Annotated in this window: 22 protein-coding genes; 5 read left to right on the top strand and 17 right to left on the bottom strand. The window is 70.3% G+C overall.

Going from position 1 to position 26,087, the window contains the following annotated elements; all coding sequences use genetic code 11:
• Positions 1-91: 91 nt before the first annotated feature.
• From GXW76_RS01405 to GXW76_RS01360, 10 genes are all read right to left on the bottom strand, one after another.
• Positions 92-595, bottom strand: a complete 504-nt coding sequence (locus GXW76_RS01405) for a (2Fe-2S)-binding protein (RefSeq protein ID WP_211860193.1) — start codon at positions 593-595, stop codon at positions 92-94.
• A 326-nt stretch (positions 596-921) separates the two neighbouring features.
• The gene (locus tag GXW76_RS01400; protein WP_211860192.1) at positions 922-1,953 is read right to left on the bottom strand and encodes an ABC transporter ATP-binding protein; all 1,032 of its coding nucleotides are present in this window, start codon (positions 1,951-1,953) and stop codon (positions 922-924) included.
• Positions 1,950-2,939, bottom strand: a complete 990-nt coding sequence (locus tag GXW76_RS01395; RefSeq protein WP_211860191.1) for an ABC transporter ATP-binding protein — start codon at positions 2,937-2,939, stop codon at positions 1,950-1,952. Before GXW76_RS01395 ends, GXW76_RS01400 begins: the two co-directional genes overlap by 4 nt.
• Before the next feature lie 5 nt (positions 2,940-2,944).
• On the bottom strand, positions 2,945-3,874 hold the full coding sequence (locus tag GXW76_RS01390) for an ABC transporter permease (protein ID WP_246513823.1): 930 nt from the start codon (positions 3,872-3,874) through the stop codon (positions 2,945-2,947).
• Positions 3,874-4,815 (bottom strand): ABC transporter permease, encoded by a 942-nt coding sequence (locus tag GXW76_RS01385; protein ID WP_211860190.1) that lies wholly within the window; start codon positions 4,813-4,815, stop codon positions 3,874-3,876. The genes GXW76_RS01390 and GXW76_RS01385 overlap by 1 nt, the downstream gene beginning before the upstream one ends.
• Positions 4,816-4,839: 24 nt before the next feature.
• A complete protein-coding gene (locus tag GXW76_RS01380) occupies positions 4,840-6,441 on the bottom strand; it encodes an ABC transporter substrate-binding protein (protein WP_211860189.1) in 1,602 nt (533 codons plus the stop codon).
• A gap of 190 nt (positions 6,442-6,631) precedes the next feature.
• Positions 6,632-8,218 carry an ABC transporter substrate-binding protein gene (locus tag GXW76_RS01375; protein ID WP_211860188.1) on the bottom strand — a complete coding sequence of 529 codons (1,587 nt, stop codon included), beginning with the start codon at positions 8,216-8,218 and terminating at the stop codon, positions 6,632-6,634.
• Between the two features lie 14 nt (positions 8,219-8,232).
• The gene (locus tag GXW76_RS01370) at positions 8,233-9,825 is read right to left on the bottom strand and encodes an ABC transporter substrate-binding protein (protein ID WP_211860187.1); all 1,593 of its coding nucleotides are present in this window, start codon (positions 9,823-9,825) and stop codon (positions 8,233-8,235) included.
• Between the two features lie 194 nt (positions 9,826-10,019).
• A complete protein-coding gene (locus GXW76_RS01365) occupies positions 10,020-11,609 on the bottom strand; it encodes an ABC transporter substrate-binding protein (protein ID WP_211860186.1) in 1,590 nt (529 codons plus the stop codon).
• A gap of 81 nt (positions 11,610-11,690) precedes the next feature.
• On the bottom strand, positions 11,691-13,286 hold the full coding sequence (locus GXW76_RS01360; protein WP_211860185.1) for an ABC transporter substrate-binding protein: 1,596 nt from the start codon (positions 13,284-13,286) through the stop codon (positions 11,691-11,693).
• Between the two features lie 192 nt (positions 13,287-13,478).
• Between GXW76_RS01360 and GXW76_RS01355 the strand changes: the two genes are divergently transcribed.
• Positions 13,479-13,934, top strand: coding sequence for a GtrA family protein (locus tag GXW76_RS01355; RefSeq protein WP_211860184.1), 456 nt, complete (start codon positions 13,479-13,481; stop codon positions 13,932-13,934).
• 6 nt (positions 13,935-13,940) lie between these two features.
• On the opposite strand, the gene GXW76_RS01350 is transcribed toward GXW76_RS01355, so the two are convergent.
• Positions 13,941-15,140 (bottom strand): glycosyltransferase family 2 protein, encoded by a 1,200-nt coding sequence (locus GXW76_RS01350; protein ID WP_211860183.1) that lies wholly within the window; start codon positions 15,138-15,140, stop codon positions 13,941-13,943.
• Positions 15,141-15,443: 303 nt separating this feature from the next.
• Between GXW76_RS01350 and GXW76_RS01345 the strand changes: the two genes are divergently transcribed.
• The 3 genes from GXW76_RS01345 to GXW76_RS01335 are packed head-to-tail and all read left to right on the top strand — an operon-like array spanning position 15,444 to position 18,897.
• Positions 15,444-17,201, top strand: a complete 1,758-nt coding sequence (locus GXW76_RS01345; RefSeq protein ID WP_211860182.1) for a type I secretion system permease/ATPase — start codon at positions 15,444-15,446, stop codon at positions 17,199-17,201.
• The gene (locus GXW76_RS01340; RefSeq protein WP_211860181.1) at positions 17,198-18,598 is read left to right on the top strand and encodes an HlyD family type I secretion periplasmic adaptor subunit; all 1,401 of its coding nucleotides are present in this window, start codon (positions 17,198-17,200) and stop codon (positions 18,596-18,598) included. Before GXW76_RS01345 ends, GXW76_RS01340 begins: the two co-directional genes overlap by 4 nt.
• 17 nt (positions 18,599-18,615) lie before the next feature.
• Entirely contained in the window at positions 18,616-18,897 is a 282-nt protein-coding gene (locus tag GXW76_RS01335) for a hypothetical protein (RefSeq protein ID WP_211860180.1), read from the top strand.
• Positions 18,898-19,017: 120 nt separating this feature from the next.
• On the opposite strand, the gene galE is transcribed toward GXW76_RS01335, so the two are convergent.
• A complete protein-coding gene (gene galE / locus GXW76_RS01330; protein ID WP_211860179.1) occupies positions 19,018-20,013 on the bottom strand; it encodes a UDP-glucose 4-epimerase GalE in 996 nt (331 codons plus the stop codon).
• 98 nt (positions 20,014-20,111) lie between these two features.
• Here galE and mepA point away from each other — a divergent pair, with 98 nt between their 5' ends.
• Positions 20,112-20,921, top strand: a complete 810-nt coding sequence (mepA, locus tag GXW76_RS01325; RefSeq protein ID WP_246513822.1) for a penicillin-insensitive murein endopeptidase — start codon at positions 20,112-20,114, stop codon at positions 20,919-20,921.
• A gap of 80 nt (positions 20,922-21,001) precedes the next feature.
• Here mepA and GXW76_RS01320 read toward each other — a convergent pair whose 3' ends face one another.
• Genes GXW76_RS01320 through GXW76_RS01300 form a run of 5 tightly spaced genes read right to left on the bottom strand, consistent with a single transcriptional unit; the run spans position 21,002 to position 25,982 of the window.
• Positions 21,002-21,589 (bottom strand): DUF882 domain-containing protein, encoded by a 588-nt coding sequence (locus GXW76_RS01320; RefSeq protein WP_211860177.1) that lies wholly within the window; start codon positions 21,587-21,589, stop codon positions 21,002-21,004.
• 3 nt (positions 21,590-21,592) lie between these two features.
• Positions 21,593-23,149 carry a L,D-transpeptidase family protein gene (locus GXW76_RS01315; RefSeq protein WP_211860176.1) on the bottom strand — a complete coding sequence of 519 codons (1,557 nt, stop codon included), beginning with the start codon at positions 23,147-23,149 and terminating at the stop codon, positions 21,593-21,595.
• Positions 23,150-23,207: 58 nt separating this feature from the next.
• On the bottom strand, positions 23,208-24,587 hold the full coding sequence (locus GXW76_RS01310; RefSeq protein WP_211860175.1) for an FAD/NAD(P)-dependent oxidoreductase: 1,380 nt from the start codon (positions 24,585-24,587) through the stop codon (positions 23,208-23,210).
• Positions 24,584-24,880, bottom strand: a complete 297-nt coding sequence (locus GXW76_RS01305) for a (2Fe-2S)-binding protein (RefSeq protein ID WP_211860174.1) — start codon at positions 24,878-24,880, stop codon at positions 24,584-24,586. The genes GXW76_RS01310 and GXW76_RS01305 overlap by 4 nt, the downstream gene beginning before the upstream one ends.
• Positions 24,861-25,982, bottom strand: coding sequence for an NAD(P)/FAD-dependent oxidoreductase (locus GXW76_RS01300; RefSeq protein WP_211860173.1), 1,122 nt, complete (start codon positions 25,980-25,982; stop codon positions 24,861-24,863). The genes GXW76_RS01305 and GXW76_RS01300 overlap by 20 nt, the downstream gene beginning before the upstream one ends.
• Positions 25,983-26,087: the final 105 nt, after the last annotated feature.

The raw sequence follows: 26,087 nt of genomic DNA, 5'->3' as shown, positions 1-26,087 counted from the left end.
CCTGTCGCCTCCCATTGGGCGCTTCGTTGTCGGCCCGGCATTCGCCGGTACCGGAATATTGGGGCGCGCGGTGGCGCCCGGTCGCGCGGCCCTATTCGGCCGCGCGCGCGATCTCGCTCCGCTTGCCGTGCATGACGTCGGCCGCGGCGGCGATCGCCTTGACGATATTGTGGTACCCGGTGCAGCGGCAGAGGTTGCCCTCGAGCCCCTCGCGGATTTCCTGCTCGGTCAGGCCCTGCGGGTTCTTCTGGACCAGGTCGATCGCGCTCATGACCATGCCGGGGGTGCAGAAGCCGCACTGGAGGGCGTGGTATTCACGGAAGGCTTCCTGCATCGGGTGCAGCGTTCCGTCGGGCTTGGCGAGCCCCTCGATGGTCGTGACGTTCGCGCCATCGGCCATCACGGCAAGCGTGGTGCAGGACTTCACGCTCTCCCCGTTGATGTGCACGACGCAGGCGCCGCATTGGCTGGTGTCGCAGCCGACATGCGTGCCGGTCAGGCGCAGCTTCTCCCGCAGGAGTTCCACGAGGAGGGTACGTCCCTCCACCTCGGCCGTGTGGGTCTGGCCGTTCACGGTCAGCGTGACCTGCGGCATCGCGCGTCTCCCCAGAGAGTCCATTGGTTGCAGGGCGTGTGGAGCCCGGCTGTCAGGACACAAGCCTCGCCTCGGGCAAGGTGCTTCGTCAAGCGTTGCCGGGCAGTGCGGCAGGCGGTGCGACCGGATCGGACCGATCAGCATGGGGGTGACGAGGTCCCGTGGGCGAAGGACGCTGCGCCGCGGCCGAACGGCGCCCGGCCCTGGGGCCGGCCGATCCTCAGTCGAGAGGTGAGGCGGCGGACACGCCGGACGATCTGCCTTGGCCTTGCACGATCTTCGAAGGGGGGCGGGTACCAACGTCGCCCCCGCCCCTCCCTCGTCCGTCAGTGATGGGCCAGCACCGCCGCCCCGCGCTCGCCGGCGAGGGGATTCTCCGCTGCCGGCCGGTCGTGCAGATGGCAGGCCGACCAGTGGCCCTGCTCAGTCTGCCGGAGGACCGGCTCCTCCTGCTTGCAGCGGTCGAAGGCATAGGGGCAGCGCGTGTGGAACCGGCAGCCCTTGGGCGGGCGGATCGGGCTCGGCACGTCACCCTTGAGGATGATGCGGTCCCGCGCCGCCCCGGGCTCGGGCACCGGCACGGCGGAGAGCAGCGCCTCGGTATAGGGGTGCTTCGGCGCGGCGAAGAGCTGCCGCTTCGGCGCCACCTCGACGATCCTGCCCAGATACATCACCGCGACGCGGTGCGTCATGTGCTCGACGATCGCGAGGTCGTGGCTGATGAAGAGCATCGCCAGCCCGAGTTCCTTCTGCAGGTCCTGCAGCAGGTTCACGATCTGCGCCTTCACCGAGACGTCGAGCGCGGAGACCGCTTCGTCGCAGATGATGAGGTCCGGTTCCGCCGCCAGCGCGCGCGCGATGCAGATGCGCTGGCGCTGGCCGCCGGAGAATTCATGCGGCCAGCGGTTCACGGCATCCCGCGGCAGGCGCACGCGGTCCATCAGGTCGCCGACGCGGCGCTCGATGTCCGCGGCGTCCTTCGCCAGGCCGAAGTTGCGGATCGGCTCGGCGAGGATGTCGCGCACCCGCATGCGCGGATTGAGGCTCGAGTACGGGTCCTGGAAGACCACTTGCATCCGGCGACGCATCGGCCGCAGCGTGCCGGCCGGCATGTCGTCGATGCGCTGGCCGTCAAGCACCACCTGCCCGCCCGTGATGTCGAACAGGCGCAGGATCGCCTTGCCGACGGTGGACTTGCCGCAGCCGGATTCGCCCACCAGCGACAGGGTCTCCCCCTTCTCGATGGAGAAGGAGACGCCGTCCACGGCATAGACATGGCCGGTGATGCCGCCGAAGAAGCCGGCGCGGATCGGGAAGTGCTTCTTGAGGTCGTTGACCTCGAGGATCGGCTTGCTCATGCGGCGACCGCCTCCTTGATGGCGTAGTGGCACGCCGCGATGTGGCCTTCGGCCTTCTCCTCGAGCGCAGGGGCGACCTTCCGGCACATGTCGGTCGCATAGGCGCAGCGGCTGGCGAAGACGCAGCCGTCGAGCTTGCGCTTGAGGCTCGGCACGAGACCCGGGATCTCCTGCAACCGCGTCTCATCGCCGGTCAGCGAGGAACCGAGCTTCGGCATCGAGCCGAGCAGGCCCTGGGTATAGGGATGCCGCGGCGAGCGGAAGAGCTTCTCGACAGCGGCCTCCTCCACCTTGCGCCCCGCGTACATGACGATGACGCGCTCGGCGACCTCGGCCACCACGCCGAGGTCATGGGTGATGATGACGATCGCCGCACCCACGCGGTGCTTGAGATCGCGCATCAGGTCCAGGATCTGCGCCTGGATCGTCACGTCGAGCGCGGTGGTCGGTTCGTCCGCGATCAGCAGCTTCGGGTTGCAGGCAAGCGCGATGGCGATCATCACGCGTTGGCGCATGCCGCCCGAGAGCTGGTGCGGATATTCCTTCACCCGCCGCTCGGGCTCCGGGATGCCGACGAGCTTCAGCATCTCGACGGCACGGGCCTCGGCCTGCGACTTCGACATGCCCTGGTGCAGGCGCAGCGTCTCGCCGATCTGCCGCCCCACGGTGAGCACCGGGTTCAGCGAGGTCATCGGCTCCTGGAAGATCATGCTGATCTCGTTGCCGCGGATGGCGCGCATCTCGCGGTCGCTGAGCTTCAGCAGGTCCCTTCCGTTGAAGCGGATCGAACCGGCGATCTTGCCCGGCGGCTCGGGGATGAGCCGCAGGATGGACATCGCCGTCACCGACTTGCCGCAGCCGGACTCGCCCACGATGGCGACGGTCTCACCGGCATTGACGTGGAAGTTCAGGCCGTCAACCGCGCGGTTCACGCCATCGGGCGCGCGGAAATGCGTCTGCAGGTTCTCGACTTCGAGCAGGGCCATAGGTGTCAGATCCTCTTGGCCATGCGAGGGTCGAGAGCGTCGCGCAGGCCGTCGCCGAGCAGGTTCACGGCGAGCACGGTGATGGACAGGAAGAGCGCGGGGAAGAACACGATGTAGGGCTTGACCTGCCAGAGCGCCCTGCCCTCCGCCATGATGTTCCCCCAGGAGGGGATGATCGGCGGCGTGCCGGCGCCGATGAACGACAGGATCGATTCCACGATCATCGCCGAGGCGCAGATGTAGGTCGCCTGCACCGTCATGGGCGCGACGGTGTTGGGCAGGATGTGGCGCCAGATGATGACGGGCGTCCGCGTGCCGCAGGACACCGCCGCGTCGACATAGGGCTGTTCGCGCAGCGAGAGCACCACGCCGCGCACCAGGCGCGAGACGCGCGGTACCTCGGCGATGGTGATGGCGATGATGACGTTGCCCACCGAGCCGCGCGTCAGCGCCATCAGCGCGATGGCGAGCAGGATCGGCGGGATCGACATCATGCCGTCCATCACGCGCATGACGATGCTGTCGGCCCAGCGCACGAAGCCGGAGACGAGGCCGATGGTGAGGCCAATGGCCGAGGCGAGCACCGCCACCGCGAAGCCGACGATCAGCGACACCCGCGCGCCATAGACCACGCGCGAATAGACGTCGCGCCCCAGCATGTCGGTGCCGAACCAGTACAAGGCAGACGGCTCGCGCGTGCGGCGGGCCGGCGCCAGCGCGGTCGGATCCACGGTCCAGAGAAGCGGCGCGAAGATCGCCATCAGCACCATCAGCAGCACGATCGTGCCGCCGATGGCGATGGACGGGTTGCGGTACATATAACCCCAGAGACCCTTGCGGGCCTTCACCGGGGGCATGATGTCGGGCATCGGTGCCGCGGCCTTGATGGCCGACTGCGGCACGTCCGCCGGGTTGAGGACGGAGGCGGAGGACATCAGTACCGGATCCTCGGGTCGAACAGGGTGTAGAGCAGGTCGATCACGAGATTGACCAGCACGTAGACGAAGGAAAACAGCAGCACGACGCCCTGGATGACCGGGTAGTCGCGCCGCAGGATGGCATCGACGGTCAGGCGCCCGAGGCCGGGGATGGCGAAGACGCTTTCCGTCACCACCGCGCCGCCGATCAGCAGCGCGATGCCGATGCCGATGACCGTGACGATGGGCACCGCCGCGTTCTTCAGCGCATGCAGGAACAGGATGGAGGGCTGCCCCGCGCCCTTGGCGCGCGCGGTGCGGATGTAGTCCTGTTGCAGCACCTCGAGCATCGTCGCGCGGGTGATGCGCGCGATCAGCGCGATGTAGACCGAGCCAAGCGCGATCGCGGGCAGGATCAGGTTCTCGAACCACGGCACGAAGCCCTGGCTGAAGGGCGTGTAGCCCTGCACCGGCAGCCAATCGAGCTCGAGCGCGAAGACGTAGGCCAGCAGGTAGCCCACGACGAAGACCGGCACCGAGAAGCCGAGCACCGCGAAGCCCATCACCGCGCGGTCCATCCAGGTGCCGACCTTCCAGGCCGCCACCACACCCATCGGCACGGCGATGGAGACGGCGAGGATCAGCGTCACGACCATCAGCGAGAGCGTCGGTTCGATGCGCTGCTGGATCATCGTGACGACAGGCAGGTTGGTGAAGATCGACACCCCGAGGTCACCCCGCATGATGTCGAACACCCAGGCCCCGAACCGGACCAGGTAGGGCCGGTCGAGGCCGAGGCTCTGGCGAATGCGCTCGACATCATCGGGGGTCGCCTGGTCGCCCGCGATCACTGCCGCCGGATCGCCCGGCGCGACATAGAGGAGGCTGAAGACGAAGAGTGCCACCACCGCCATGACGGGGATGGTGGCGAGTATTCGGCGGACGACGTACGCGAACATGTTTCTCGCTTGCTTGCTGGCTCGTTATGCCTTGGTGACACCCCAGAAGAAGGGCAGCGGCCCCTTCTGGATGCCCGAGACGTTGCTGCGCCACGCGGTGTAGCCCAGGAAGAACCCGGTGGGGGCGTACACCACGTTGGAAATCGCCTCGCGGTTCAGCTTGTCCATCGCGACGCGTTCGGCGGCCGCATCCGGCGCGTCGAACCATTCGGTGACCGCCTGCTCGACCGACGGCACATTCGGCCAGCCGAACCAGGCGCCGTCGCCATTCGCGCGGATGGCGTTGTAGGAGGCCGGGTTCACGCAGTCCGCCCCGGCGTGCCAGGTGTGGAACATGCTCCAGCCGCCCTGACCCGGGGGGTTCTTCATCGCGCGGCGCTGGCCGACCGTGCCCCAGTCGGTGGCGACGAAATCGACGTTCATCCCGAGCCGCTTCAGCAGGTCCGCCGTCACGTCGCCCTGCGTCTTCGTGATAGGCTGGTCCTGCGCGACGATGCAGATGACGGGCTGGCCCGAGTAGCCGCCTTCGGCCAGCAGCCGCTTCGCCGCATCGATGTTGCGCGGGCCCTTGAGAATGTCCCCGCCCGCCTCGGTGTAGCTCGGCGTGCCGGGGGTGAAGAAGCCGGGCAGCGGCTTCCACAGCGCGTCGTCGTTGCCGACGAGGGCGCGCATGTAGTCCTCCTGGCTCATGGCCATGAGGATCGCCTGGCGGATCTTCAGGCTGTTGAACGGCGCATGAAGGTGGTTCATGCGGAAGGAGCCGATGTTGCCGAGCGGATCGGCGATATCCACGCGGATGTTGCGGTTGCGCCGCATCACCGGGATCAGGTCGGAGATCGGGTTCTCCCACCAGTCCACCTCGCCGTTCTGCAGCGCGGCGGCGGCCGTCGCCGGGTCGGGCATCACCACCCACTCGACGCGGTCCACGTTGATGCGCTTGCCGCCCGCGAGCCAGCTCGGCTGTTCGTTGCGCGGCACGTAGCCGTCGAACTTCTGGAACACCGACTTGGCACCCGGCACCCATTCGTCGCGCACGAAGCGCATCGGGCCGGAGCCGACATACTCGCTGATCTGCTGGAAGGGGTCGGTGCGCGCGATGCGTTCCGGCATGATGAACAGGATCGGCGTGTTGGTCTTGCCGAAAGCGAATCGCATCTTCGAGTAGGGCCGGCGCAGCACCATCTTCCAGGTGCGGTCGTCCACCGCCGTCATCTCGGCAAGGATGGCGCGGATCATCTGCCCCATCGGGTCGCGCGGCATCCAGCGCGTGATGGAAGCGACCACGTCCTTCGCCAGCACCGGCGTGCCGTCATGGAAGCGCAGTTGCGGGCGCAGCTTGAAGGTCCAGGTCAGGCCGTCCGAGGAAACCTCGTCGCTCTCGACCATCTGCGGCTTCGGCTCGAGCTTGTCGTCCACGCCGTAGAGCGTGTCCCACACCATCGCCGAGGCGTTGCGGACGACGTACTGGGTCCCCCAGATCGGGTCGAAGTTCGCGAGGTTGGCCTGCGGCACGAAGCGCAGCGTGCGTGCCGCCGCCCCTTGCGACAGCGCCGGGGCAGGCATCCCGCCCGCCGCCCCGAGCGCGGCCACGCCCACACCCGTATTGAGGAACGTTCTCCGATCCATCCACCGTCTCCCTTGTGCCTTCCGGGTCGGATTGCCCCTGCCCGGTTGGCGTTCACATTGCATCAACTATGGGCGCTCCACCAGCACCCCCGCCGGGCAAATCCGCCCGACGGTGGCCGGTGGAAGCCCGGCCGCAACATTACGGAGCACGGAGCATGCCAGACGCGTTCCGCGCCTGGCTGATCGACGGTCAGCGCTTGCCGATGTTCCAGAACACCGTCGCAGGCGCGCGGAATACGCCGGTGACGTTCCGGCGCCAGACGGAAGGTTGCCAGTAGTAGCCGAGCGGGATGTAGTACATGGACTTCATCGCCTCCCGGTTGAGGGCCTCGGCAATGCGCCGGCTCTCGGCCGGATCGCCGCCCTTCTCGACCCATTCCGCGCGCAGCCGCTCGATCTCCGGCACGTCCGGCCAGCCGAACCACGCCTGGTCGGCATTGGCGCGCAGGAAAAGGTGGAAGACCGGAAGCGCGAGCGACTGGCCGGAGGCCGTGGTGTGGATGATGCTCCAGCCACCGCGCTCCACCGGCTCCTTGCTCGTGCGCCGCTGCACCAGCGTGCCCCAGTCGGCGGCGATCAGCTCGAGGTTCATGCCGAGCCGGCGGATGATGTCGGCCGTCATCATCGAAAGCGCATTGATCTGCGGGTAATCGCCCGGCGCGATCAGCACGACCTTCTCGCCGTTGTAGCCGGCCTCGCGCAGCGCCTGCTTCGCACGCTCGATGTTGTGCACCTTCAGCGCATCGCTGCCCACTTCGTTGGCAAGCGGCGTGTCGCAGGTGAAGACGCCCTCGCAGACGCCCCAGCCCGCCGGATCGTCGCCGGCGACGGCGCGCAGGTAGTCGCGCTGGTCCACCGCCATCGCCACGGCGCGGCGGATCGCGGGGTTGTTGAAGGGCGGCTGCAGCGTGTTGAAGCGGCAGACGCCGTAGGTGCCCTCCTGCAGCCTTTGCTCGACCACCAGGTCGCGCGAGCGGCGCATCATGCCCAGCAGGTCGTGCAGCGGGTATTCCCAGTAGTCCTGCTCGCCCGTGACCATGGCCGAGGCACTGGTCGCCGGATCGGTGATGATCGTCCACTCGACGCGGTCGATGCGCGGCACGCGCCCGCCGGCGAGGCCATCCACTGCCTCCTCGCGCGGAACGTAGCGGTCGAATTTCGCCCAGGAAGCGCGCTGGCCCGGGTTCCATTCGTCGCGCAGGAAGCGGAACGGGCCGCTGCCCACGGTGTCGCGGATCTGCTGGAAGGCGTCGGTGCGCGCGACGCGCTCGGGCATGACGAAGCAGGGGAACTGCGTCTGGCCGAGCGCGAGGATGAGCAGCGGCGTCGGCTTGTGCAGGCGGAAGCGGAAGATGCGGTCGTCCACCGCCGCCAGTTCCGCGACGTTCGCCCACAGCACCTGCATGAAGGGATCGCGCCGGCGCCAGCGGTCGATGGAGGCGACGCAATCCTTCGCCAGCACCTTCTCCCCGTCGTGGAAGAACAGGTTCTCGCGCAGCGTGAAGGTCCAGGTGAGCTTGTCCTGCGAGACGTCCCAGCCCTGCGCCATCTGCGGCCGGATCTCGCCCTTGGAATCCTGGGCGCAGATCTGGTCGTAGATCATGAAGGCGTTGTTGCGGGTGACGACCGCGGTGGTCCACACCGGATCGAGGCTTGTCAGGTTAGCCTGCGGGATGACGCGCAGCGTGCGCGCCACCGCGCCCTGCGACAGCGCCGGCGCCGAGACCCCACCGGCCGTGAGGCCGGCGGCGGCGCCGAGGAAGGTCCTGCGTTCCATCGTCGATCCTCCGCTCACGTGCGCCGCATGTTCCAGAACAGCGCAAGGCCGGGCACGCGGCCCGTCAGGTTGCGCTTGATCGCGGTCAGCGACAGGTAGGACCCGCACGGCACATAGGGCAGTTCGTCCATCGCCACCGTCTGCATCTCGCGCGCCAGGCGCTGTTCGGTCGCGAGGTCGGGCGCGTCGAACCAGGCGTCGCGCAGTTCCTCGAGCCGCGGCACGGTCGGCCAGCCCGGCCACGCCTGCGCCCCATTGCCGCGCATCGGGAAATGCGCCGCCGGGTCGGCGAAGTCGAAGGAGGAGAAGGCCGTGAGCAGCATCGACCAGCCGCCGCGCTCGACCGGCTCCCGGCTGGTGCGGCGCTGCACCACGGTCCCCCAATCGGTCAGCACGATATCGGCGTTGAAGCCGAGGCGCCGCACCAGGTCGGCGGCCACCTGCGTCAGGGCCGACGGAGCCAGGATGTCGGTCGGCCCGATCAGGCGCATCGGCTGGTTGGTGTAGCCGGCCTCGCGCATCATCGCCTTGGCGCGATCGATGCTGCGCGGCCCCGTCAGCGGCCCCATGCCGGCGTCGTTCGCGAGCGGCGTGCCCGGCGTGAACAGCCCCACATTGGTGAAGTAGGTCGCCGGGTCCGTGCCCACGATCGCCTGCATGAAGTCTTCCTGGCTGATCGCAGGAAGGATCGCCTGGCGCATCTTCTTGTCGTTGAAGGGCGCGTGCAGGTGGTTGAAGCGCAGGATGCCGGTCAGCGGCAGCGGGTCGATCGCCTCGATCGAGATGCCACGGTTGCGGCGCAGCAGTTCCTGGATCTCCGGCGGCGGCTGCTCGTACCAGTCGATCTCGCCGGTCTGCAGGGCGGCGGCGGCCGTCGCGGCATCGACGATGATGTGCCACTCGACGCGGTCGAAATGCGCGACCTTCGGGCCGGCGGTCAGGCTCGGCGTGCCGCTGGGCAGCGGCACGTAGTCGGCGAAGCGCTCATAGACCACGCGGCTGCCGGAGTTGAACTCGTCCGCCTTGAACTTGAACGGCCCGGAGCCGATCGCCTCGCGCACCTGCTGGAACGGATCGGTCTTCGCCAGGCGCTCCGGCATGACAAAGGCAGGGCTGTTGGAGACTTGCGCCAGCGCCTTGAACAGCAGCGGGAACGGGCGCTTGAGGCGAAAGCGCAGGCGGCGGTCGTCCACCACCTCGATCGCGTCGACCACGGTGTCCAGCTTCTGGCCGAAGGGGTTGCGCTTCATCCAGCGCGTGACGGACGGCACCGCGTCCTGCGCGCGCACCGGCTCGCCATCGTGGAACTTCAGCCCCTGGCGCAGCGTGATGGTGACGGACTTGCCGTCATCCTCGACCACGTGGCCCTCGGCCATCTGCGGCTGCGGACGGAACTGCGCGTCCATGCCGTAGAGGCTGTCGTAGATCATGTGCCCGTGGTTGCGGGTGATGTTCGCCGTGGTCCAGACGGGGTCGAGACTCGTCAGGTTCGCCTGCGGCACCATCTTCAGCACGCGATTCTGCGCGGGCTGGGCGAAGGAGGCGCGCGGCAAAGCGGCAGCGGCCCCCGCGGCAGCGGAGGCTCTCAGCAGGTCACGGCGGTTCATGTCTGTCTCCCAGCCCTCGAATTCGGCGCATCAGACACGCCACGGGCGCACACCGCAAGGCCACGGGTCATACCGCCGAGCCTTGGCGATGATCCCATCATCGGCAAGGCGAGCGGTGTGGCGCGCGGGGCTGGTGGGGCGGCCGCTCGCGAAACCGAGGCCCGGATACCGGCCAGCGGAAAGGCTGGCCGGTATCAGGCGCGCTGGAGATTCCAGAACAGCGGCGGCCCCTTCAGCATGCCGGATAGGCCGCGCCGATAGGCGGTCGCCTGGAAATATTGCCCGAGCGGCAGGTAGGGTGCCTCGCGCAGCGCCTCGGCCTGGATGTCGCGCGCCAGTCGCTGCTGCGCCGCGAGGTCCGGCGCGTCGAACCATTGCGCGCGCAGTTCTTCCATCCTCGGCATGGTCGGCCAGCCGAACCACGCGCGTTCGCCGGTGCCGCGCAGCGCCTGGTTCACCCCAGGGTTGAACAGGTCGAGCCCGGACCAGAAGGTGAAAAACATGTTCCAGCCGCCGGCGGCAGGCGCTTCCCGCCGCGCGCGCCGCTGCAGCAGCGCCGAGAGCTGGTCCGCGACGACCTCCACCTCCATGCCGACGCGGCGCAGCATCTCGGCGCCGACATTGGCGATCGCGGCAAGCGTCGGGAAATCGTTGGCGACGAGCAGCACCACCTTCTCGCCCCCGTAGCCGGCCTCGGCGATCTCGCGCTTGACCTTCTCGATGTCGCGCGTGCCGGTGAGCACGCCCATTCCCTCGTCGTTCGCGAGCGGCGTGCCGGGCGGAAAGATGCCGACATCGTCGCGCCACAGGCTGCGATCACTGCCGATGACGGCGGTCATGAAGGCTTCCTGGTCCACCGCGCCGAGCAGCGCGCGCCGGATCACCGCCCGGTCGAAGGGCGGATGCAGCGTATTGAAGCGGGCGATGCCGACGAAGCCGGTGGGATCGAGGATCTCCATGACGATGTTGCGGTTGCGGCGCAACTGCGGCTGCAACTCGCCGAGGGGATTCTCCCACCAGTCCACGTCGCCCGCCTGCAGCGCGGCGGACGCCGCCGCCGTGTCGGGCATGATGTGCCACTCGACGCGATCGAGGTGGACGCGCTTCGGCCCGGCCGTCCAGGTCGGCACGCCCTCGGCGCGCGGCACATAGTCGGCGAAGCGCTCATAGACCGCGCGCCGGCCGGGCACGCGCTCGTCGGCGAGGAAGCGGAACGGGCCGCTGCCGACGATCTCCTGCACCGGCTGGCGCGGATCGGTCGCCGCCAGGCGCTCCGGCATGATGAAGCAGACCGGCGGGGAGGTCTTGGCCAGCGCATCCAGCAGCAGCGGGAAGGGCCGGGACAGGCGGAAGAGGATGGTGCGGTCGTCGGGGGCGGAGAGTTCCTCGGTCCGCGCCAGAAGCACCTGGCCGAGCGGGTCGCGCGCGCCCCAGCGGCGGATGGAGGCGACGCAGTCCGCCGCGCGCACCGGCTCCCCGTCGTGGAACTTCAACCCTTCACGCAGGCGGATGGTGACGCGGCGGCCGTCATTCTCGACGCTGTGGCCCTCGGCCATCTGTGGCTCGGCGGCGTAGTCCTGGGTGAAGCCGTAGAGCGTGTCCCAGACCGCGAAGCCGTGATGGCGGGTGACATAGGCGGTGGTGACGATGGGGTCGAGGACCGCCAGATCCGCCTGCGGCACGAATTTCAGCACGCGCGCCGCGCCGGCGGTGCCCTGCCCCAGCGCCGCGCGCGCAGGCAGCGCGGCGGCGGTGGCGGCGGCAAGCAGGTGACGACGGCGCATCGAAGCCCTCCGGGGGAAGTCGCGCGCAGTCTCCACCAGATCGCCCGGCGCCGCGCAAGGGCGCCGGGCATCGCATCCGCGTCAGGTGCGACGGACGTTCCAGAACAGCGGAGGCTGGCCCTTGAGGATGCCGGTGAGGTTCCGGCGATAGGCGGTCGGCTGGTAATACATGCCGGTCGGGACGTAGGGGACCTCGTCGAAGGCGATGCGCTGGATCTCGGTCGTGGCGGCGGCGGCGGCGACCTCGTCGGGCGCGTCGAACCAGGCGTTGCGCTGCGCCTCGATGGCCGGAATGGTCGGCCAGCCGGCCCAGGCGGCATCGCCATGGCCGCGTATCGAAGCATGGCTCGCCGGGTTCCAGTGGTCCACGCCCGACCAGAAGGTGAAGAAGCCCGACCAGCCGCCCTGGTCGAGCGGGTTCTTGCTCGCGCGGCGCGAGACCACCGTGCCCCAGTCGGCGCTGACCAGGTCCACGTTGAAGCCCATGCGGCGGAACAGGTCCGCGCCCACCAGCGTCGAGGCGTTGATCGAGGCGAGGTCGGTCGCGTTCAGCAGCACCAGCCGCGCACCCATCGCCCCCGCGGCCTGGAGTTCGGCCCGCGCCGCGTCGATGCTCTTCTTCAGCCGGTCGAGCCCGATTGTGGAGGCGGAAGGCGATTCGGGGGCGAAGAAGCCGATGTTCTCGCGCTTCAGCGTCGGATAGCCGGGCACGGTGGCATCGCCGATCACCGCGGTCATGAAATCCATCTGGCTGATCGCCGTGATCACCGCGCGCCGCACCGCCGGATTGTTGAACGGCGCCGTGACGTGGTTGGGGCGGAAGATGCCGATCAGCCCGGTGCCATTGATCACGTCCACCGCGATGTTCCGGTTGCGCGCCACCAGCGGGAACAGGTCCGCGGTCGGCTGCTCCCACCAGTCGATCTCGCCCGACTGGAGCGCCGCCGCGGCGGTCGAGGCATCGGGGATGATCCGCCACTCGACGCGGTCGAAATGCGCGACCTTTGGTCCCGCCGTCATCGACGGCGTGCCAGAGGAGACCGGCACGTAGTCCGGGTTCCTGACATAGGCGAGGCTCGACCCCGGCACCCATTCGTTCTGCACGAAGCGGTAGGGGCCGCTGCCCACTGCCTCGCTGATGTTGGTGAAGGGATCCACGTTCGCCAGCCGCTCGGGCATGATGAACAGGCAGGAGGTCGTGACCTTCGAAAAAGCCTCGATCATCTTCGGGAAGGGCCGGCTCAGCTTGATGCTGAATACGCGGTCGCTGTCCTCCGTCATGTCGGAGACGCGGGCCATCAGTTCCTGCCCGAAGGCGTCGCGGCGCCCCCAGCGCTTGATGGACGCGATGCAGTCCCGCCCGCGCACCGGCGCGCCGTCGTGGAACTTCAGCCCCTCCCGCAGGGTGAAGCGCCAGAGCAGGCCGCCGTTCTCGACCACGTGGCCCTGGACCATCTGCGGCTGCGGCTCGAACCTGTCGGTCATGCCGTAGAGCTGGTCGAAGACCAGGAAGGCGTGGTCGCGCGCCACGAAGGCGGTGTTGGTGAAGGGGTCGATGTTCGGCAGGTTCGCGTGCGGCACGTATTTCAGCGTGCGCGCTGCGGCCGGCTGCGCGATGGCGAATCGCGGCAGCGCGGCAAGGGCGGCGGCGCCGGCCAGAAGGTCGCGTCGGAACATGCGGATGTTCTCCGTTCGGTGAAGCCGGTCGGAGCCTAGAACAGTTCGGATGCGGCTGGAATCAGTCGTAACGTTTGAGAATGACCGCCCGAACCTGGCGGGGCGGTCCCGGCCACGCCGCCACGAAGGGGGCGAGCCCGGCAGGGCGGTCCGTGCTGGGCAAGGCGGCGTGGCGGCCCTAAACCGCGGGGCATGGTGGACATCCCCATCCTCGGCCCGCTGCTGGTGCGGGCGCTCGGAGCGGAGCGCGCGGCGCTCGCGACCGAGTTCCTCCGCTTCGGCATCGTCGGCACCATCGGCTTCCTGGTGGACACGGCGGTGCTCTACGGCGCGCTGGCGCTGGGCGGCGGCCTCTATCTCGGCCGAGCCGTGTCCTACCTGTCGGCCGCGACGGCGAACTGGGGCCTGAACCGGATCTGGACCTTCCGCGGCCGCGGCGGCGGGCCGGTGCACCGGCAATGGGCGCTCTTCGTCCTGGTGAACCTGGTGGGATTCGCGCTGAACTACGGGGCCTACGCGCTGCTCGTGACCTTCGTGCCGATGGTTGCGGCGCACCCGATCCTGGGCGTCGCCGCGGGCTCCGTCGCCGGGATGTTCACCAACTTCGCCCTGTCCCGCCGGCTGGTCTTCGCGGACCAGCGGGGCTGAAACCGGCTACCCGCCGCGCGGGCCCGCGCGCATCATCCCGAGCAGCGCCAGGAAGAAGGCCCCGAAGGCCAGTTGCAGGCCAAGCACCATCGCGGTGACCGAGGCGATCGCCACCCGCATCGCCCCCATGCCCGTCAACTGGCCGAAATCCTCGCCGCCCCAGATCACCACCGCCGCGACGCCGAGGCCAAGACCAAGCAGCACCAACAGCCCCGCCACGATCAGCGCCGGCTCCAGCCCGAAGCGTGCCAGCACGGCGACGAGCCGTTTCTCCTCCGGCACCACCCCCTGCTGCCCGCCGTAGATCCGGGCGAAGACCCAGAACTGCACCGCCTGGAAGCCCATCACCATGGCGCCGGAGGCATAGAGCAGCGTGTGCACGTCGAAGGTGACGCCGCCGAGGGGCAGCGGCCCCGGCAGCAGCGCCGCCATGGCCACCAGCCCCGCCAGGAACAGCGCCGCCCCCGGATAGAGGAACAGCCAGCGCGGGCAGAACACGAGCAGGAAGCGCAGGTGCCGCCAGCCATCGCGCCAGGAGCGCAGATGCGGCGGGCGCGACCGCCCATCGGGCGAAAGCGTCGTCGGCACCTCGGCGATGCGCAACCCGTTCACCGTGGCCTTCACGACCATCTCCGAGGCGAATTCCATCCCGGGCGCGCGCAGCTCCAGCGCCAGCATCGCCTCGCGGTCGAAGCCCCGCAGCCCGCAATGGAAATCCCCGACCGGGCTGCCGAAGAACACCCGCCCGATGGTCGAAAGCACCGGGTTGCCGAGGTAGCGATGCAGGGGCGGCATCGCCCCCGGCTCGATCCCGCCCCGGAAGCGGTTGCCCATCACCAGGTCGAAGCCTTCCCGCAGTTTCTCGACAAAACCGTCTAAAGCCGTGAAATTATAGGAATCGTCGCTGTCGCCCATGATGACGTAGCGCCCGCGCGCGGCATGGATGCCGGCGATCAGGGCAGCGCCATAGCCGCGTTCCGGCACGGCCACGATGCGGGCGCCGAGCGCCTCGGCGATGGCTTGGCTGCCGTCGGTGCTGCCGTTGTCCGCGACCAGCACCTCGCCGGCCACCCCGCTCCGCGCGAGGTAGTCCATCGCCTTGCGGACACAGGTGCCCAAGGTCTCGGCCTCGTTGAGACAGGGCATCAGGATGGTCAGCTCCACCGCCTCCATGCCGGCCATGCCTGGCGATTCAGCCTTGTCCATGCCCCTCCCGAAACCCCTTCCCCGTGCGCCGCGCCCCCGGCGGCAGGGTTCCTCCGGCCGGCGCGCCCCGCATTGTCATGTGAGTTACATTGAACGCAATCATGATATGGTGAAGTTACGCTGCGCTGGATGCATGCCCTTTCGCTGTTCATAAGAGGGTGGGCAGGCGGTCCCGGCCGCACGCCGATCCCCCCCTCATGATGAAAGCATAGCGGAGACAGGACGCCTGGATGGCGAGAAGTATCGGAACGCGTCGCGCTGTCGCCTCACGGAAGCTGCGCGCCTGCGCGGGGGCGGTTGCGAATGGCCATTGACCCCAGGGCCCTGCTCGGGGAGACGAAGCCGGCCGAGACACCGCTCGCGCGCGCCGTCGCCGCATGCCGCAGCCAGTTCATCGCCGTCGGCGTGTTCAGCGGCGTTGTCAACGTCCTGCAGCTCACCGTCTCGCTCTACATGATGCAGGTGTTCGACCGGGTGCTCTCGACCCGGAACCTGAACACGCTGCTCTACCTGACGCTCATCGCCTTCGTCGCGCTCGGCCTGCTGGCACTGCTCGAGGGCGCGCGCTCCCGCATCATGCAGCGCATCGGCGCCTGGGTGGAGGAGAAGGTCGCCCCCGAAGGCTTCGGCCGCGCCATCGAAAGCCAGCTCCGCGGCCGGCCCTACCGGATGGAGGCGCTGCGCGACCTCGGCGTCTGCCGCGGTTTCATCGGCTCTCCCGGGGCGCTCTCCCTGTATGACGTTCCCTGGGTGCCGGCCTACCTGCTGGTGATCTTCGCGCTCCATCCCGTCCTCGGCACGGTCGCGCTGTTCGGCGCCGTGCTGCTGCTGGGGCTGACCGTCCTCAACGAGGTCGCCACCTCCAAGCTGCTGCGGGAGGCCAATACGGCGGCGATGGCGACCCAGCGGCGGGCCGATTCCATCGTCCGCAACGCCGAGGTCATCGACAGCATGGGTATGCTGCCCGCCGTCATGGCCCGCTGGCGCTCGAGCGTCGCCGAGATGTCGGTGCCGATGAACCGCGCCATGGACCGCGCGGCGCCGCTGCTCGCCATGACCAAGTTCTTCCGCCTGGTCATCCAGGTCGCGATCCTCGGCATCGGCGCCTATCTCGTGCTGCAGCAGGAACTGACCGCAGGCGCGTCCATCGCCGCCTCCATCATCATGGGCCGCGCGCTGGCGCCGGTGGAGCAGATGATCGGCGGCTGGAAGCAACTGGTGCAGGCGCGCCAGTCCTGGAAGCGGCTGCAGGCCTTCCTGATGCTGCCGCGGCTGCGCCCGCCCGGCATCCCGCTGCCCGAGCCCAGGGGCCGGATTTCCGTCGAGCGGGTGACCTTCGGCTTCCCCGGATCGAGCATGGCGACCATCAAGGGCGTCGCCTTCGTGCTGGATCCCGGCGAGAGCCTGGCAGTGATCGGCCCCTCGGCGGCCGGCAAGACCACGCTGATCCGCATGCTGACCGGCACGCTCCAGCCCATGCAGGGCTCGGTCCGGCTGGACGGCGCCGATGTCTACACCTGGCAGCGGGAGGATTTCGGCCGGCATGTCGGCTACCTGCCGCAAGACGTCGAGCTCTTCGACGGCACGGTGATGGACAACATCGCCCGCATGGCCCAGGCGCCGTCGGAAGCGGTCTTCGACGCGGCGAAGCTCGCCGGCTGCCACGACATGATCCTGCGCCTGCCCAAGGGCTACGAGACCGAGATCGGCGAAGGCGGGCAGCATCTCTCGGGCGGGCAGCGCCAGCAGATCGGCCTTGCCCGCGCCATGTTCGGCAACCCTAAGTTGATCGTACTGGACGAGCCCAACTCCAACCTCGACGGCGATGCGGAATCGGCGCTGCTGCGCGCGCTGCATGACCTCAAGCGGCGCGGCACGACCGTGGTGCTGGTCTCCCACCGCCCCGTGCTGGTCCAGGGGGTCGAGAAGGTGCTGCTGATGCGCGACGGCGCGGTGGAATTGTTCGGCCCGCGCGCCGAGGTGCTGAAGAAGATCATGAAGCCCGCCACCCCCATCCCGGCGCCCGCCGGCCGGATCGAAGGCAAGGAGGCGCAGGCATGAGCGAGACGACCGCCCCCGCCGTCCCCGGTCCCGCCCCGGGCCACGACGTCGTCCCCCGCCGCGACCGCCTGCCGGCCGTGGAACTCACCCTGCCCAAGGCGCCGGAGCCGGCACCCCGGCCACGCACCCGGGGCACCATCCTGTTCGGCTTCGCCGCCATCAGCGTGTTCTTCGGCGCCTTCGGCGCGTGGTCGGCGTTCGCCCCGCTGAGCGAGGCGGCGATCGCCCCCGGCATGATCAAGGTCGAGGGCACGCGCCGGACCATCCAGCACCTCGAAGGCGGGATCGTCCGCGAGATCCTGGTGCGCGACGGCGACCGCGTGCGGGCCGGCCAGGTGCTGGTGCGCCTCGACGACATCCGCGCCGGGGCGGATTTCGAGACGCTGCGCAGCCAGCGCTGGTCCTTCCTCGCCCAGGACGCCCGCCTCACCGCCGAACTCGGGGACCTGCGCGAACCGCGCTTCGCCGACGACCTGCGCGCCTCGAACGAGCCGCGCGCGATGGATGCCATGAGCGGCCAGCGCGCCGTCTTCGAGGCGCGGCGCGCCTCCCTGACCGGCCAGGTGGCTGTGCAGGAAGCGCGGATCGGCCAGCAGGAGGCGATCATCTCCGGCGTCACCGGCCAGCAGCGCGCCCAGCGCCAGCAGCTCCAGCTGATCCGGCGGGAGGAGGAACTCACCCGCGGGCTGGTCCAGCAGGGCCTGCAGCGCCTGCCGACGCTGCTCGCGCTGCAGCGCACCGCCGCCGCGCTGGAAGGCCAGGGGGAGGAACTGCAGGGCCAGTTCGACCGCGCCAACCAGGCGATTGCCGAGGCGCGCAGCACCATCGCCTCCATCGTCGGCCAGCGCCGCCAGGAGGTCGCGGCCGAGCAGCGCGACATCCGCACCCGCCTCGCCGAGGTCGAGGAACGCCTGCGCGCCGCTCAGGACGTCGCCGTCCGCCGCGACATCGCAGCACCCGAGGACGGCACCGTGCTGAACCTGCGCCTGTTCAACATCGGCGCCGTGGTCCGCCCCGGCGACCCGGTGATGGACCTGGTGCCGGCGCAGGATCGCCTGGTGGCGGAAGTCAACGTGCAGCCCTTCGACATCGACGTGGTCCATGTCGGGCTGCAGGCGGAAGTCCGGCTGCCTGCCTTCAAGCAGCGCCTGGTGCCCTACCTGCACGGCCACGTCACCTTCGTCGCGCAGGACGTGACGATCGATGAACGCACGCGCATGAGCCACTACCGCGCCCACATCCTGATCGACGCCGAGCAACTCGCGCGGCTCCAGGGCGTGACACTGGTGCCCGGCATGCCGGTCGAGGCGATGATCCAGATCGGCGAGCGCAGCTTCCTGCGCTACATCACCCAGCCCGTGCGCGACAGCTTCACCCGCGCCTTCCGGGAACAATAGGACAAGGGATACCAGACATGGCCGACAGCCGCCCCACCGTCTTCGCGGACGGCGTGATCGAGGCACAGGTCGCGCACGGCGTCGCCCGCATCACGCTCGCCACGACCGGCAGCGACGGCAAGGCGATCCCCTGCGCGACGCTCTGCGTGCCCGTGACGCAGCTGCCCGCGCTGGTGAACGGCATGGGCAACCTGCTCAAGCAGATCGAGGATCGCGTCCGCGCCCAGGTCCAGCAGCAGCAGGCGGTGCAGCCGGCCGACGCCGATTCCACGACCGGGGCCTTCCGCTTCCAGAGCTGACGCCCGGATACGAAAGCGGCCGCGGGCCGAACGCGGTTCGGTTCGCGGGGTGACCGCCCTCGGGCCGGTCATGTCCGGCCGAAGGCTCCTGCGCAGGATCATGCCGCGCAGGCGACGGGTTCAGCCGCGGTCGCCGTAGCCCTTCGGATGCGCCTCGCGCCAGGCCCAGGCGGTGCGGACGATGTCGTCCAGCGCACCGAGCTTCGGCGTCCAGCCCGTCTCGGCGCGCAAGCGGTCGGAGGCCGCCACCAGCACCGCCGGATCGCCCGCGCGGCGCGGCCCGATGCTGTGCGGCACCTGGCGGCCGCCGACGCGCTCCACCGCGCCGATCACCTCCTTCACCGAGGCGCCCGTCCCGCTGCCGATGTTGTAGCGGCAGGAGCCATGCGTCTCGAGCCGCCGCAGCGCGGCGAGGTGCGCCTCGGCGAGGTCGCTCACATGCACGTAGTCCCGGATGCAGGTGCCGTCCGGCGTAGCGTAGTCGTCGCCGAACACCGTCAACGCCGGACGGCGGCCGAGGGCGGCATCGATGGCGAGCGGCACGAGATGCGTCTCGGGGTCGTGGTCCTCGCCCGCGCGCCCGGCCGGATCGGACCCGGCCGCGTTGAAATAACGGAGCGCGGCGTAGCGCAGGCCATGGATGCGCTCCGCCCAGGCGAGCCCCTCCTCCACCATCCGCTTGCTGTCGCCATAGGGGTTGGAGGGCGCGATGCGGCAGTCCTCGTCGATCGGCACGCGGTCCGGCTCACCGAACAGCGCGGCGGTGGAGGACAGGACGAAGCGCAGGCAGCCCGCCTTGATCGCGACCTCGGCCAGGCGCAGCGAATGGCCGACATTCTCCGCGAGATAGTGCAGCGGCTCGCGCATCGACGCGCCGACGAGCGACAGCGCCGCGAAGTGCAGCACCGCGTCGAAGCGCCAGGAGGCGAAGACCTCCGCCACGCGCTTCGCATCGGCGAGGTCCGCCTCCACCAGCGTCGCCGCTGCCGGGACGGCGGCGCGATGCCCCTGCGAGAGATTGTCGAGCACGACCACCTCATGCCCGCGGTCGAGCAGGGCGAGCACCGCATGGCTGCCGACGAAGCCGGCGCCGCCGGTCACGAGATATCGGGGCAAGTGCGTCCTCCTTCGCGCGCGGCGCCGCGGCGGTCATTTCAACCCATGCCGATCTGCTCTAGCAATCGGGCATGGGCAAGGCATGGCTTGGCGCGTTCATGGCGCTTCTGCTTCCGGGCGTCGTGGCGGCGCAGGGTATCTCCCGCGCGGAAAGCTGGGGCGCGGTCGCGCTGCCGGCCCCGGGGCCGACCCGGATCATCGGCGGCACGGGCCTCGGATGCATTGCCGGCGCCGTGCAACTGCCCGGCGAAGGGCCGGGCTGGCAGGCGGTGCGCGTCTCCCGCAACCGCCACTGGGGGCACCCGGCGATGGTCGCCTGGGTGCAGGACTTCGCCGCGGTTGCGCGAGCCCGCGGATTCCCGGACCTGTGGATCGGCGACCTCTCCCAGCCGCGCGGCGGGCCGATGACCTACGGCCACGCCAGCCATCAGACGGGCATCGACGCGGACATCTGGCTGGACGTGAACGCGAAGCCCCGGCTGCCGTCGGCGCAGCGGGAAGATGTGCGCGTCGCGTCCCTGGTACTGCCCGACGAATCGGGCGTGGACCCCACCCGCTTCACCGATCGTCACGCGGCGCTGATCCGACTCGCAGCGGAACAGCGCGGGCTGGACCGGCTGCTGGTGAACCACGCGATCAAGCGGGAACTCTGTCGGCGGCACCGGGGCGAAGCCTGGCTGCGGCGCGTGCGGCCCTGGCGCGGGCATGATTCGCACATGCACATCCGCCTGCCCTGCCCGGACGGGCAGCCGGAATGTCGCGGCATCGCGCCGCCGCCGGCGGGGGATGGGTGCGACGCGAGCCTTGACTGGTGGCTGACGCCGGAAGCACGGCGGCCGACGCCGCGGCCTCCGGGGCCGCCGCCGCAGATGCCGGCGGCTTGTGCGGGAGTCCTGGCATTGCGATGACTGCGAGGGGGCTTGCCCCCTCGCGCTCCCCCACCGGGGGGCCACCGCCCCCCCCCGGACCCGGGGTCCGTTGGGGGTCGTTACCAGCGGCGGGCGGGGCCGCAATCCAGGTGGACGAAGCCGTCGCGGCGATACAGGCCGACGCCGCCGATCTGCATGTCAGCCGCGATGCGCGCGATGCCCATGGACTGCCGGCCGGGCAGGCGCACATCGGCCGCCATGCCGGACATGTGCAGCGACACGCGCGACACGCGCCGCGACTGGCTCGCCCGCGCGGCATTGGTCTCCGGCGCGCGATAGCCGCTGATCACCTCGTAGAACTCGTCGGAATCGAGTTGCCGAGCGACCGTGTTCAGGACGTCGAACAGACGCGGGTCCATGGGGGTCGTCTCGTCCATGGAGGGATCGCGGAAGACGACGTCCAGGCGCCGCAGGGCGTCGCGGTCGTAACGACCATTCCGCCAATAGACGCCCTCGAAGGCTTCCCCCGTCTGCACCCGGCGGATGCGCACGGTGCGGACACCGCCCGCCGCGGCCTGCGCCGCCGCGGTCGCGGGCGCCACGGCGAGGGCCAGCAGCCCGCCCAACCCGGCACGGATCACTTCCCGCCGCCGCGCCACCACCGGGTCGCAGCAGGGGCAATCGAAACGATGGAACAGGCGCGCCATGGCTCAGCGCGTCCCGGTGTTGCGGCCAGCCCCCCCGTCGGCCGAAGCCAGGCGCTGGTTCTGCGCGCGATCCATCGCGCGCGCATATTCGGCATCAAGCCCGTAGATGTCCTGTCGCATGGCGACGCGGCCCCCTTCCACGATGACGGTCGTGTAGTGCAGCCGCACCGGGATGGAACGCGCGAGGGGCGCACTCCGGGTGGCGCGGCTGGCCAGGACGCGATCCACCTGCGTCCTGTCCCAGCCCGTCGTGCCCGAAAGCGCCTCGGCAAGCAACTCCATGGGCCGTTCGAGCCGGATGCAGCCCGAGGAGAAGGCCCGCTGGCCCCGGGTGAACAGATGTCGGTCCGGGGTGTCATGCATGTAGATGTCATCCCCGTTCGGCATCACGAACTTGATGCGACCCAGGGCGTTCGCGTCGCCGGCATCCTGCCGGACGAAGTAAGGGAAGTTCGTGCGGCTGTAGCCGCTGAAGTCCACGGTTGTGGGATCGACCTCGACCACCTCGCCGTCCAGGCGCTGGTAGAGGCGGAACCCACGCGCCTGCATCGCCGCCGGGTCGCGGCGGAAGCGGGGCAGCAGGTCTTCCCGCGCATTGCGCTCCGGCACGCCCCAGGGCGGATTGAACTGCACCGTGGTCATGCGGACGTTGAGCATCGGCGTCTGCCGGTCCCGGCGCCCGACGATGACCGCCATGTCCCGTACCACCCGGTCACCTTCGAGCAACCGGAGGCGATAGTGGGGGATATTGACCTCGATCCGCCGCTCCGTGCTGCGTGCGGGCTGCCCGCGACGCATGTCGAGGGCGACGCGCAGTTGGAGGATCTTCTCCTCGACCGAGGTGTTCAGGGCCGTCCAGGTGATGGCGCCGACCCGGCCATCGGTCTCGAGCCCTTCCTCGGCCTGGAAGTGCCGCACCGCGGCGAGCAGCCGCTCATCGTAAACCGGGCTGTCCGCCGCCGCGCCATGGGCCACGGCCGGGTCGATGAACGCCATGCGGGCGCGCAACGCCGGCACGCGCGCGGCATCGGTGCTGCCGGGCTCCAGCGTGCGCCGGGTGTCGCCGGTGATGCGCGGCCAGCCGCCCGCCGCGGCCAGCGCCCGGTAGCGCGCCAGTTCCGCCTTCAGCGCCGCCGCGTCGGGCGGCAGGTTGGAGGCGCGTTCGATCACCTCGGCCGGCTCGCGCGCGGTGCCGAGATCGGACATCCAGCCCGCGAGGTTCACCGCGGCCGGATCGCGCCGCAGGTCCACCCGCCCGCGCAGCGACGCGACGCGCCCCAGCAGCAGGTCCGCGAGCGCCGCTTGCGCCGCGCGCATCGTCTCCGCCCGGTGACGACCCGGGTCCGACGACGCCAGTTCGGCCGGCGGGATGGGGTAGTGCCGTGGGTCGAGCCCGTCCTCGGCAAGGCGTGCCAGTCGCTCCGCAAGCCGCGCAATGGCGGCTGGGGACGCTGCCTCGACGGCCGAGGCCGGTGCGGCCGTTCCCGCCCCCTGCGCCAGGGCCGGCGGCGGAACGAGCGTGGAAACGGCAAGGACTGTCAGGACAAGAGCGACGCGCATATGTTTCTGGTAAGCGGCACTTGTGAAAAAGCCAAGAATAGGATTCCCCGCCGCAGCGTTATTTCCCGCCCTGTTGCAGCGTTTCCGCACCACCGGCGAGCATTCCCACCGTCACCGGCTTGTAAGGCGCGCGCGGGCGCAGGGGCGCCACCTCGCCGGGCGCCAATCCGCGCGCCTCGGCGATCAGCGCGGCGACGGTGGGCGCGCAGAGCCGCCCCTGGCACGGCCCCATGCCGCAGCGGAGATAGGCCTTGAGCTGGTTCGGCCCGGTCGCCCCGAGCCGCGCCGCCCGGCGGACGGCGCCGGCGGTCACTTCCTCGCACCGGCAGGCGATGACGTCGTCCGCCGGTGCCAGCACCGCGGCGGGCGGGGCGTAGAGCGCATCGAGGAAGCCCCTTGGCGACAGCGCGGCCGCCCGCACCGCGAGCAAAGTGGCGGTGCGGGCGGCGAAGGCGTCCTCGGCCAGCGCGCCCAGCCGGCGCGCGGCATCCAGCGCGGCAAGGCGGCCCGCCGCCACCGCTGCTTCCCAGCCTCCGATCCCGGCCCCGTCGCCCGCCACTGCGATGCGCGGATGGGAGGAGCCACCGAAGGCATCGGCCACCGGCCGCCAGCAGGCCTGCGTCGCGTCCCACTCGTGTTCCAGGCCGATGGCACGGGAGACATGGGTCGAGGGGATCACCCCCTCATGCAGCAGCAGGGTGTCGCAGGGGGCGCTGCCGCCCTCCCAGGCGACGCGCTGCACGCGGCCCTCGCCTTCCGCGCGCGGGCCGCGGATGCCGGTGACGACGCGCACGCCCCGGCGCCGCGCCCCGGCCATCAGCGCCAGGCCCTTGGCGAGCAGCCGGCGCCCGGCCCAGACCCCGCCACCGGCCCTGGCCAGCGCCGCGGCCAGCGATGTCGTGCGCGTCTCGAGCACCAGCGACGCCACGCCGGCGCGGGCGAGTTGCACGGCGAGCAGCCACACCAGGGGCCCCTGCCCTGCCAGCACCACGGCCCCTGACGGCACCACGCCGGCGGTCTTGAGCAGGATCTGCGCCGCTCCGGCGGTCATCACGCCGGGCAGCGTCCAGCCCGGGATGGGCACCGGTCGTTCCTGCGCGCCGGTCGCCAGGATCACCCGGCTGGCCGTGACGTCCTCGGCGCGGCCATGCGCCGCGAGGGACAGCGCGCCTTCATCGGCGTCCAGGTGCCACAGCGTCGTCGCCGGGCGGTAGGTCGCGCCGGATCCACGAAAGGCGGCGACAAGGGGCAGGCCGGGAGCGATCGCCGGCCCGACTGCCGGATCCTGGGCAGCGGCCTCGGCGGCGCGGAAGACCTGGCCACCGGGCGCCGCATTCTCGTCCACCACCAGCACCGAGAGGCCCCGGGAGCGTGCTTCCACCGCCGCAGCCATGCCCGCCGGGCCGGCGCCGATGATGGCGACGTCGAAGTCGGTCATGGCCGTGCCTCGCGCGCGCCGCGCTGGCGGGCGATGCGCATCCCCGGCGCCACCGGCACCATGCAGGCTTGGCGATTGGGCACGCCGTCGATCTCGGCGAGACAATCGAAGCAGACGCCCATCAGGCAGAGCGGGCCTCGCGGGCTGCCGGTGACGGGCATCTCGCGGATGGCGGACAGCCCGGCGAGCAGCACGGCCACCGCGGCCGATGCGCCCTCGGGGACCAGCACGGGGGTGCCTTCGACCAGCACCTCCACCGTGGCGGGGCGAGCATCAGGCCGCGTGCGGAACATCGAATCGCTTCGCTGAGAAGGGAGCGAGGACAGGGTCGAGGGATCCTTGCACGATCATCGGCGCGAGCAGCCGCGCATGCGCCCCGGCCAGCGTCACGCCGGAATGGCAATTGGCGATGAAGGCGCCGGGGTAACGGTCCGACTGGTCGTAGATCGGCAGGCCGTCGGGCGCCATGACACGCAGCGCCGACCAGGCGCGGACGATGTTGAGTTCCGCGATCCAGGGAAAGGACAGCACGGCGCGCTGCGCGATCTGCGCCATGACCGGCGGCGCCTGGCGGGTGTCGAAGCCGACCTCCTCCATGCTGTCGCCGAGCATGATCGTGCCCTCCCCCGTCTGCCGCACGGTGGTGGTCGGCATGGGCAGGATGGTGCGCGCGCGCTCGGTGACCAGGATCTGCCCGCGCTGCGGGCGCACGGGCGCGTCCAGCCCGAAGCGCGGCGCGAGGTCCGCATTGCCGAGCCCGGCCGCGAGCACGATGCGCGGCGCGGCGAAGGCGCCTGCTGCGGTCTCCACGCGGAAGTCGTTCGGCGCGGCGGTGCCGCCGGTGACGCGCGCATCCGGGATGTAGGCACCGCCCGCCTCGGTGAAGGCGCGGTGCAGCGCCTGCAGCAGCGCGAGCGGGCCCACATGCCCGTCATACGGCGTCCAGGACGCGCCCACGACCGACGGGCCGAGGCCCGGCAGCATCTCGCGCAGTTCCTTGGCGCGGATCATGCGGTAGTCGAAGCCGTGGTTGCCGGCCTCCGACTGCATCCGCGCCATCCTCGCGGCCCGGTCCTCGAATTCCGGCTCGCTGAGGCAGAGATGCGCGCCCCCCGGTTGCTGCAGCGCCAGGTCGAGCCCCGTGCGCGCGCCGAGATCGGCCGCCAGCGCCGGCCATTCCCCGGCCGAGCCCCGCGTCCAGCGCTGGTACCAGGGCGCCCCCAGCCCCTTCGACTGCACCCAGACCAGCCCGAAATTGCCGCGGCTGGCGCGGAAGGCGATGTCGCCCTCGTCCAGCAGCACGGTCTCCAGGCCCTGGCCGCGCAGGCCCCAGGCGATGGCGGCGCCGACGAGGCCGCCGCCGATGACGATCGCGTCGCTGGTCCTTGGAGGCATCCGCGCATGGGACGCGGAGGCGCCCGGAACGTCAATCGGGGCCAGGCGACCGGGGGATTGCGTGAAGCCGCACCTGACGTTCAGGAAAGCGCCCCACGGAAGCCG

It is taken from the genome of Neoroseomonas soli (assembly GCF_018129065.1).
GTDB lineage: Bacteria > Pseudomonadota > Alphaproteobacteria > Acetobacterales > Acetobacteraceae > Neoroseomonas > Neoroseomonas soli.
The sequence above is the reverse complement of the archived record's forward strand: the minus strand, read 5'-3'. Positions and strand labels throughout refer to the sequence as shown.

Coding starts and splice junctions, on each gene's coding strand:
- GXW76_RS01360 (WP_211860185.1), bottom strand. CDS start 13,286: ATGTTCCGACGCGACCTTCTGGCCGGCGCCGCCGCCCTTGCCGCGCTG.
- GXW76_RS01345 (WP_211860182.1), top strand. CDS start 15,444: ATGGCCATTGACCCCAGGGCCCTGCTCGGGGAGACGAAGCCGGCCGAG.
- GXW76_RS01375 (WP_211860188.1), bottom strand. CDS start 8,218: ATGGAACGCAGGACCTTCCTCGGCGCCGCCGCCGGCCTCACGGCCGGT.
- GXW76_RS01390 (WP_246513823.1), bottom strand. CDS start 3,874: ATGTCCTCCGCCTCCGTCCTCAACCCGGCGGACGTGCCGCAGTCGGCC.
- GXW76_RS01300 (WP_211860173.1), bottom strand. CDS start 25,982: ATGCCTCCAAGGACCAGCGACGCGATCGTCATCGGCGGCGGCCTCGTC.
- GXW76_RS01385 (WP_211860190.1), bottom strand. CDS start 4,815: ATGTTCGCGTACGTCGTCCGCCGAATACTCGCCACCATCCCCGTCATG.
- GXW76_RS01320 (WP_211860177.1), bottom strand. CDS start 21,589: ATGGCGCGCCTGTTCCATCGTTTCGATTGCCCCTGCTGCGACCCGGTG.
- GXW76_RS01370 (WP_211860187.1), bottom strand. CDS start 9,825: ATGAACCGCCGTGACCTGCTGAGAGCCTCCGCTGCCGCGGGGGCCGCT.
- GXW76_RS01305 (WP_211860174.1), bottom strand. CDS start 24,880: ATGTTCCGCACGCGGCCTGATGCTCGCCCCGCCACGGTGGAGGTGCTG.
- GXW76_RS01365 (WP_211860186.1), bottom strand. CDS start 11,609: ATGCGCCGTCGTCACCTGCTTGCCGCCGCCACCGCCGCCGCGCTGCCT.
- GXW76_RS01405 (WP_211860193.1), bottom strand. CDS start 595: ATGCCGCAGGTCACGCTGACCGTGAACGGCCAGACCCACACGGCCGAG.
- GXW76_RS01400 (WP_211860192.1), bottom strand. CDS start 1,953: ATGAGCAAGCCGATCCTCGAGGTCAACGACCTCAAGAAGCACTTCCCG.
- GXW76_RS01395 (WP_211860191.1), bottom strand. CDS start 2,939: ATGGCCCTGCTCGAAGTCGAGAACCTGCAGACGCATTTCCGCGCGCCC.
- GXW76_RS01335 (WP_211860180.1), top strand. CDS start 18,616: ATGGCCGACAGCCGCCCCACCGTCTTCGCGGACGGCGTGATCGAGGCA.
- GXW76_RS01315 (WP_211860176.1), bottom strand. CDS start 23,149: ATGCGCGTCGCTCTTGTCCTGACAGTCCTTGCCGTTTCCACGCTCGTT.
- GXW76_RS01350 (WP_211860183.1), bottom strand. CDS start 15,140: ATGGACAAGGCTGAATCGCCAGGCATGGCCGGCATGGAGGCGGTGGAG.
- GXW76_RS01355 (WP_211860184.1), top strand. CDS start 13,479: ATGGTGGACATCCCCATCCTCGGCCCGCTGCTGGTGCGGGCGCTCGGA.
- GXW76_RS01340 (WP_211860181.1), top strand. CDS start 17,198: ATGAGCGAGACGACCGCCCCCGCCGTCCCCGGTCCCGCCCCGGGCCAC.
- mepA (WP_246513822.1), top strand. CDS start 20,112: ATGGCGCTTCTGCTTCCGGGCGTCGTGGCGGCGCAGGGTATCTCCCGC.
- GXW76_RS01310 (WP_211860175.1), bottom strand. CDS start 24,587: ATGACCGACTTCGACGTCGCCATCATCGGCGCCGGCCCGGCGGGCATG.
- GXW76_RS01380 (WP_211860189.1), bottom strand. CDS start 6,441: ATGGATCGGAGAACGTTCCTCAATACGGGTGTGGGCGTGGCCGCGCTC.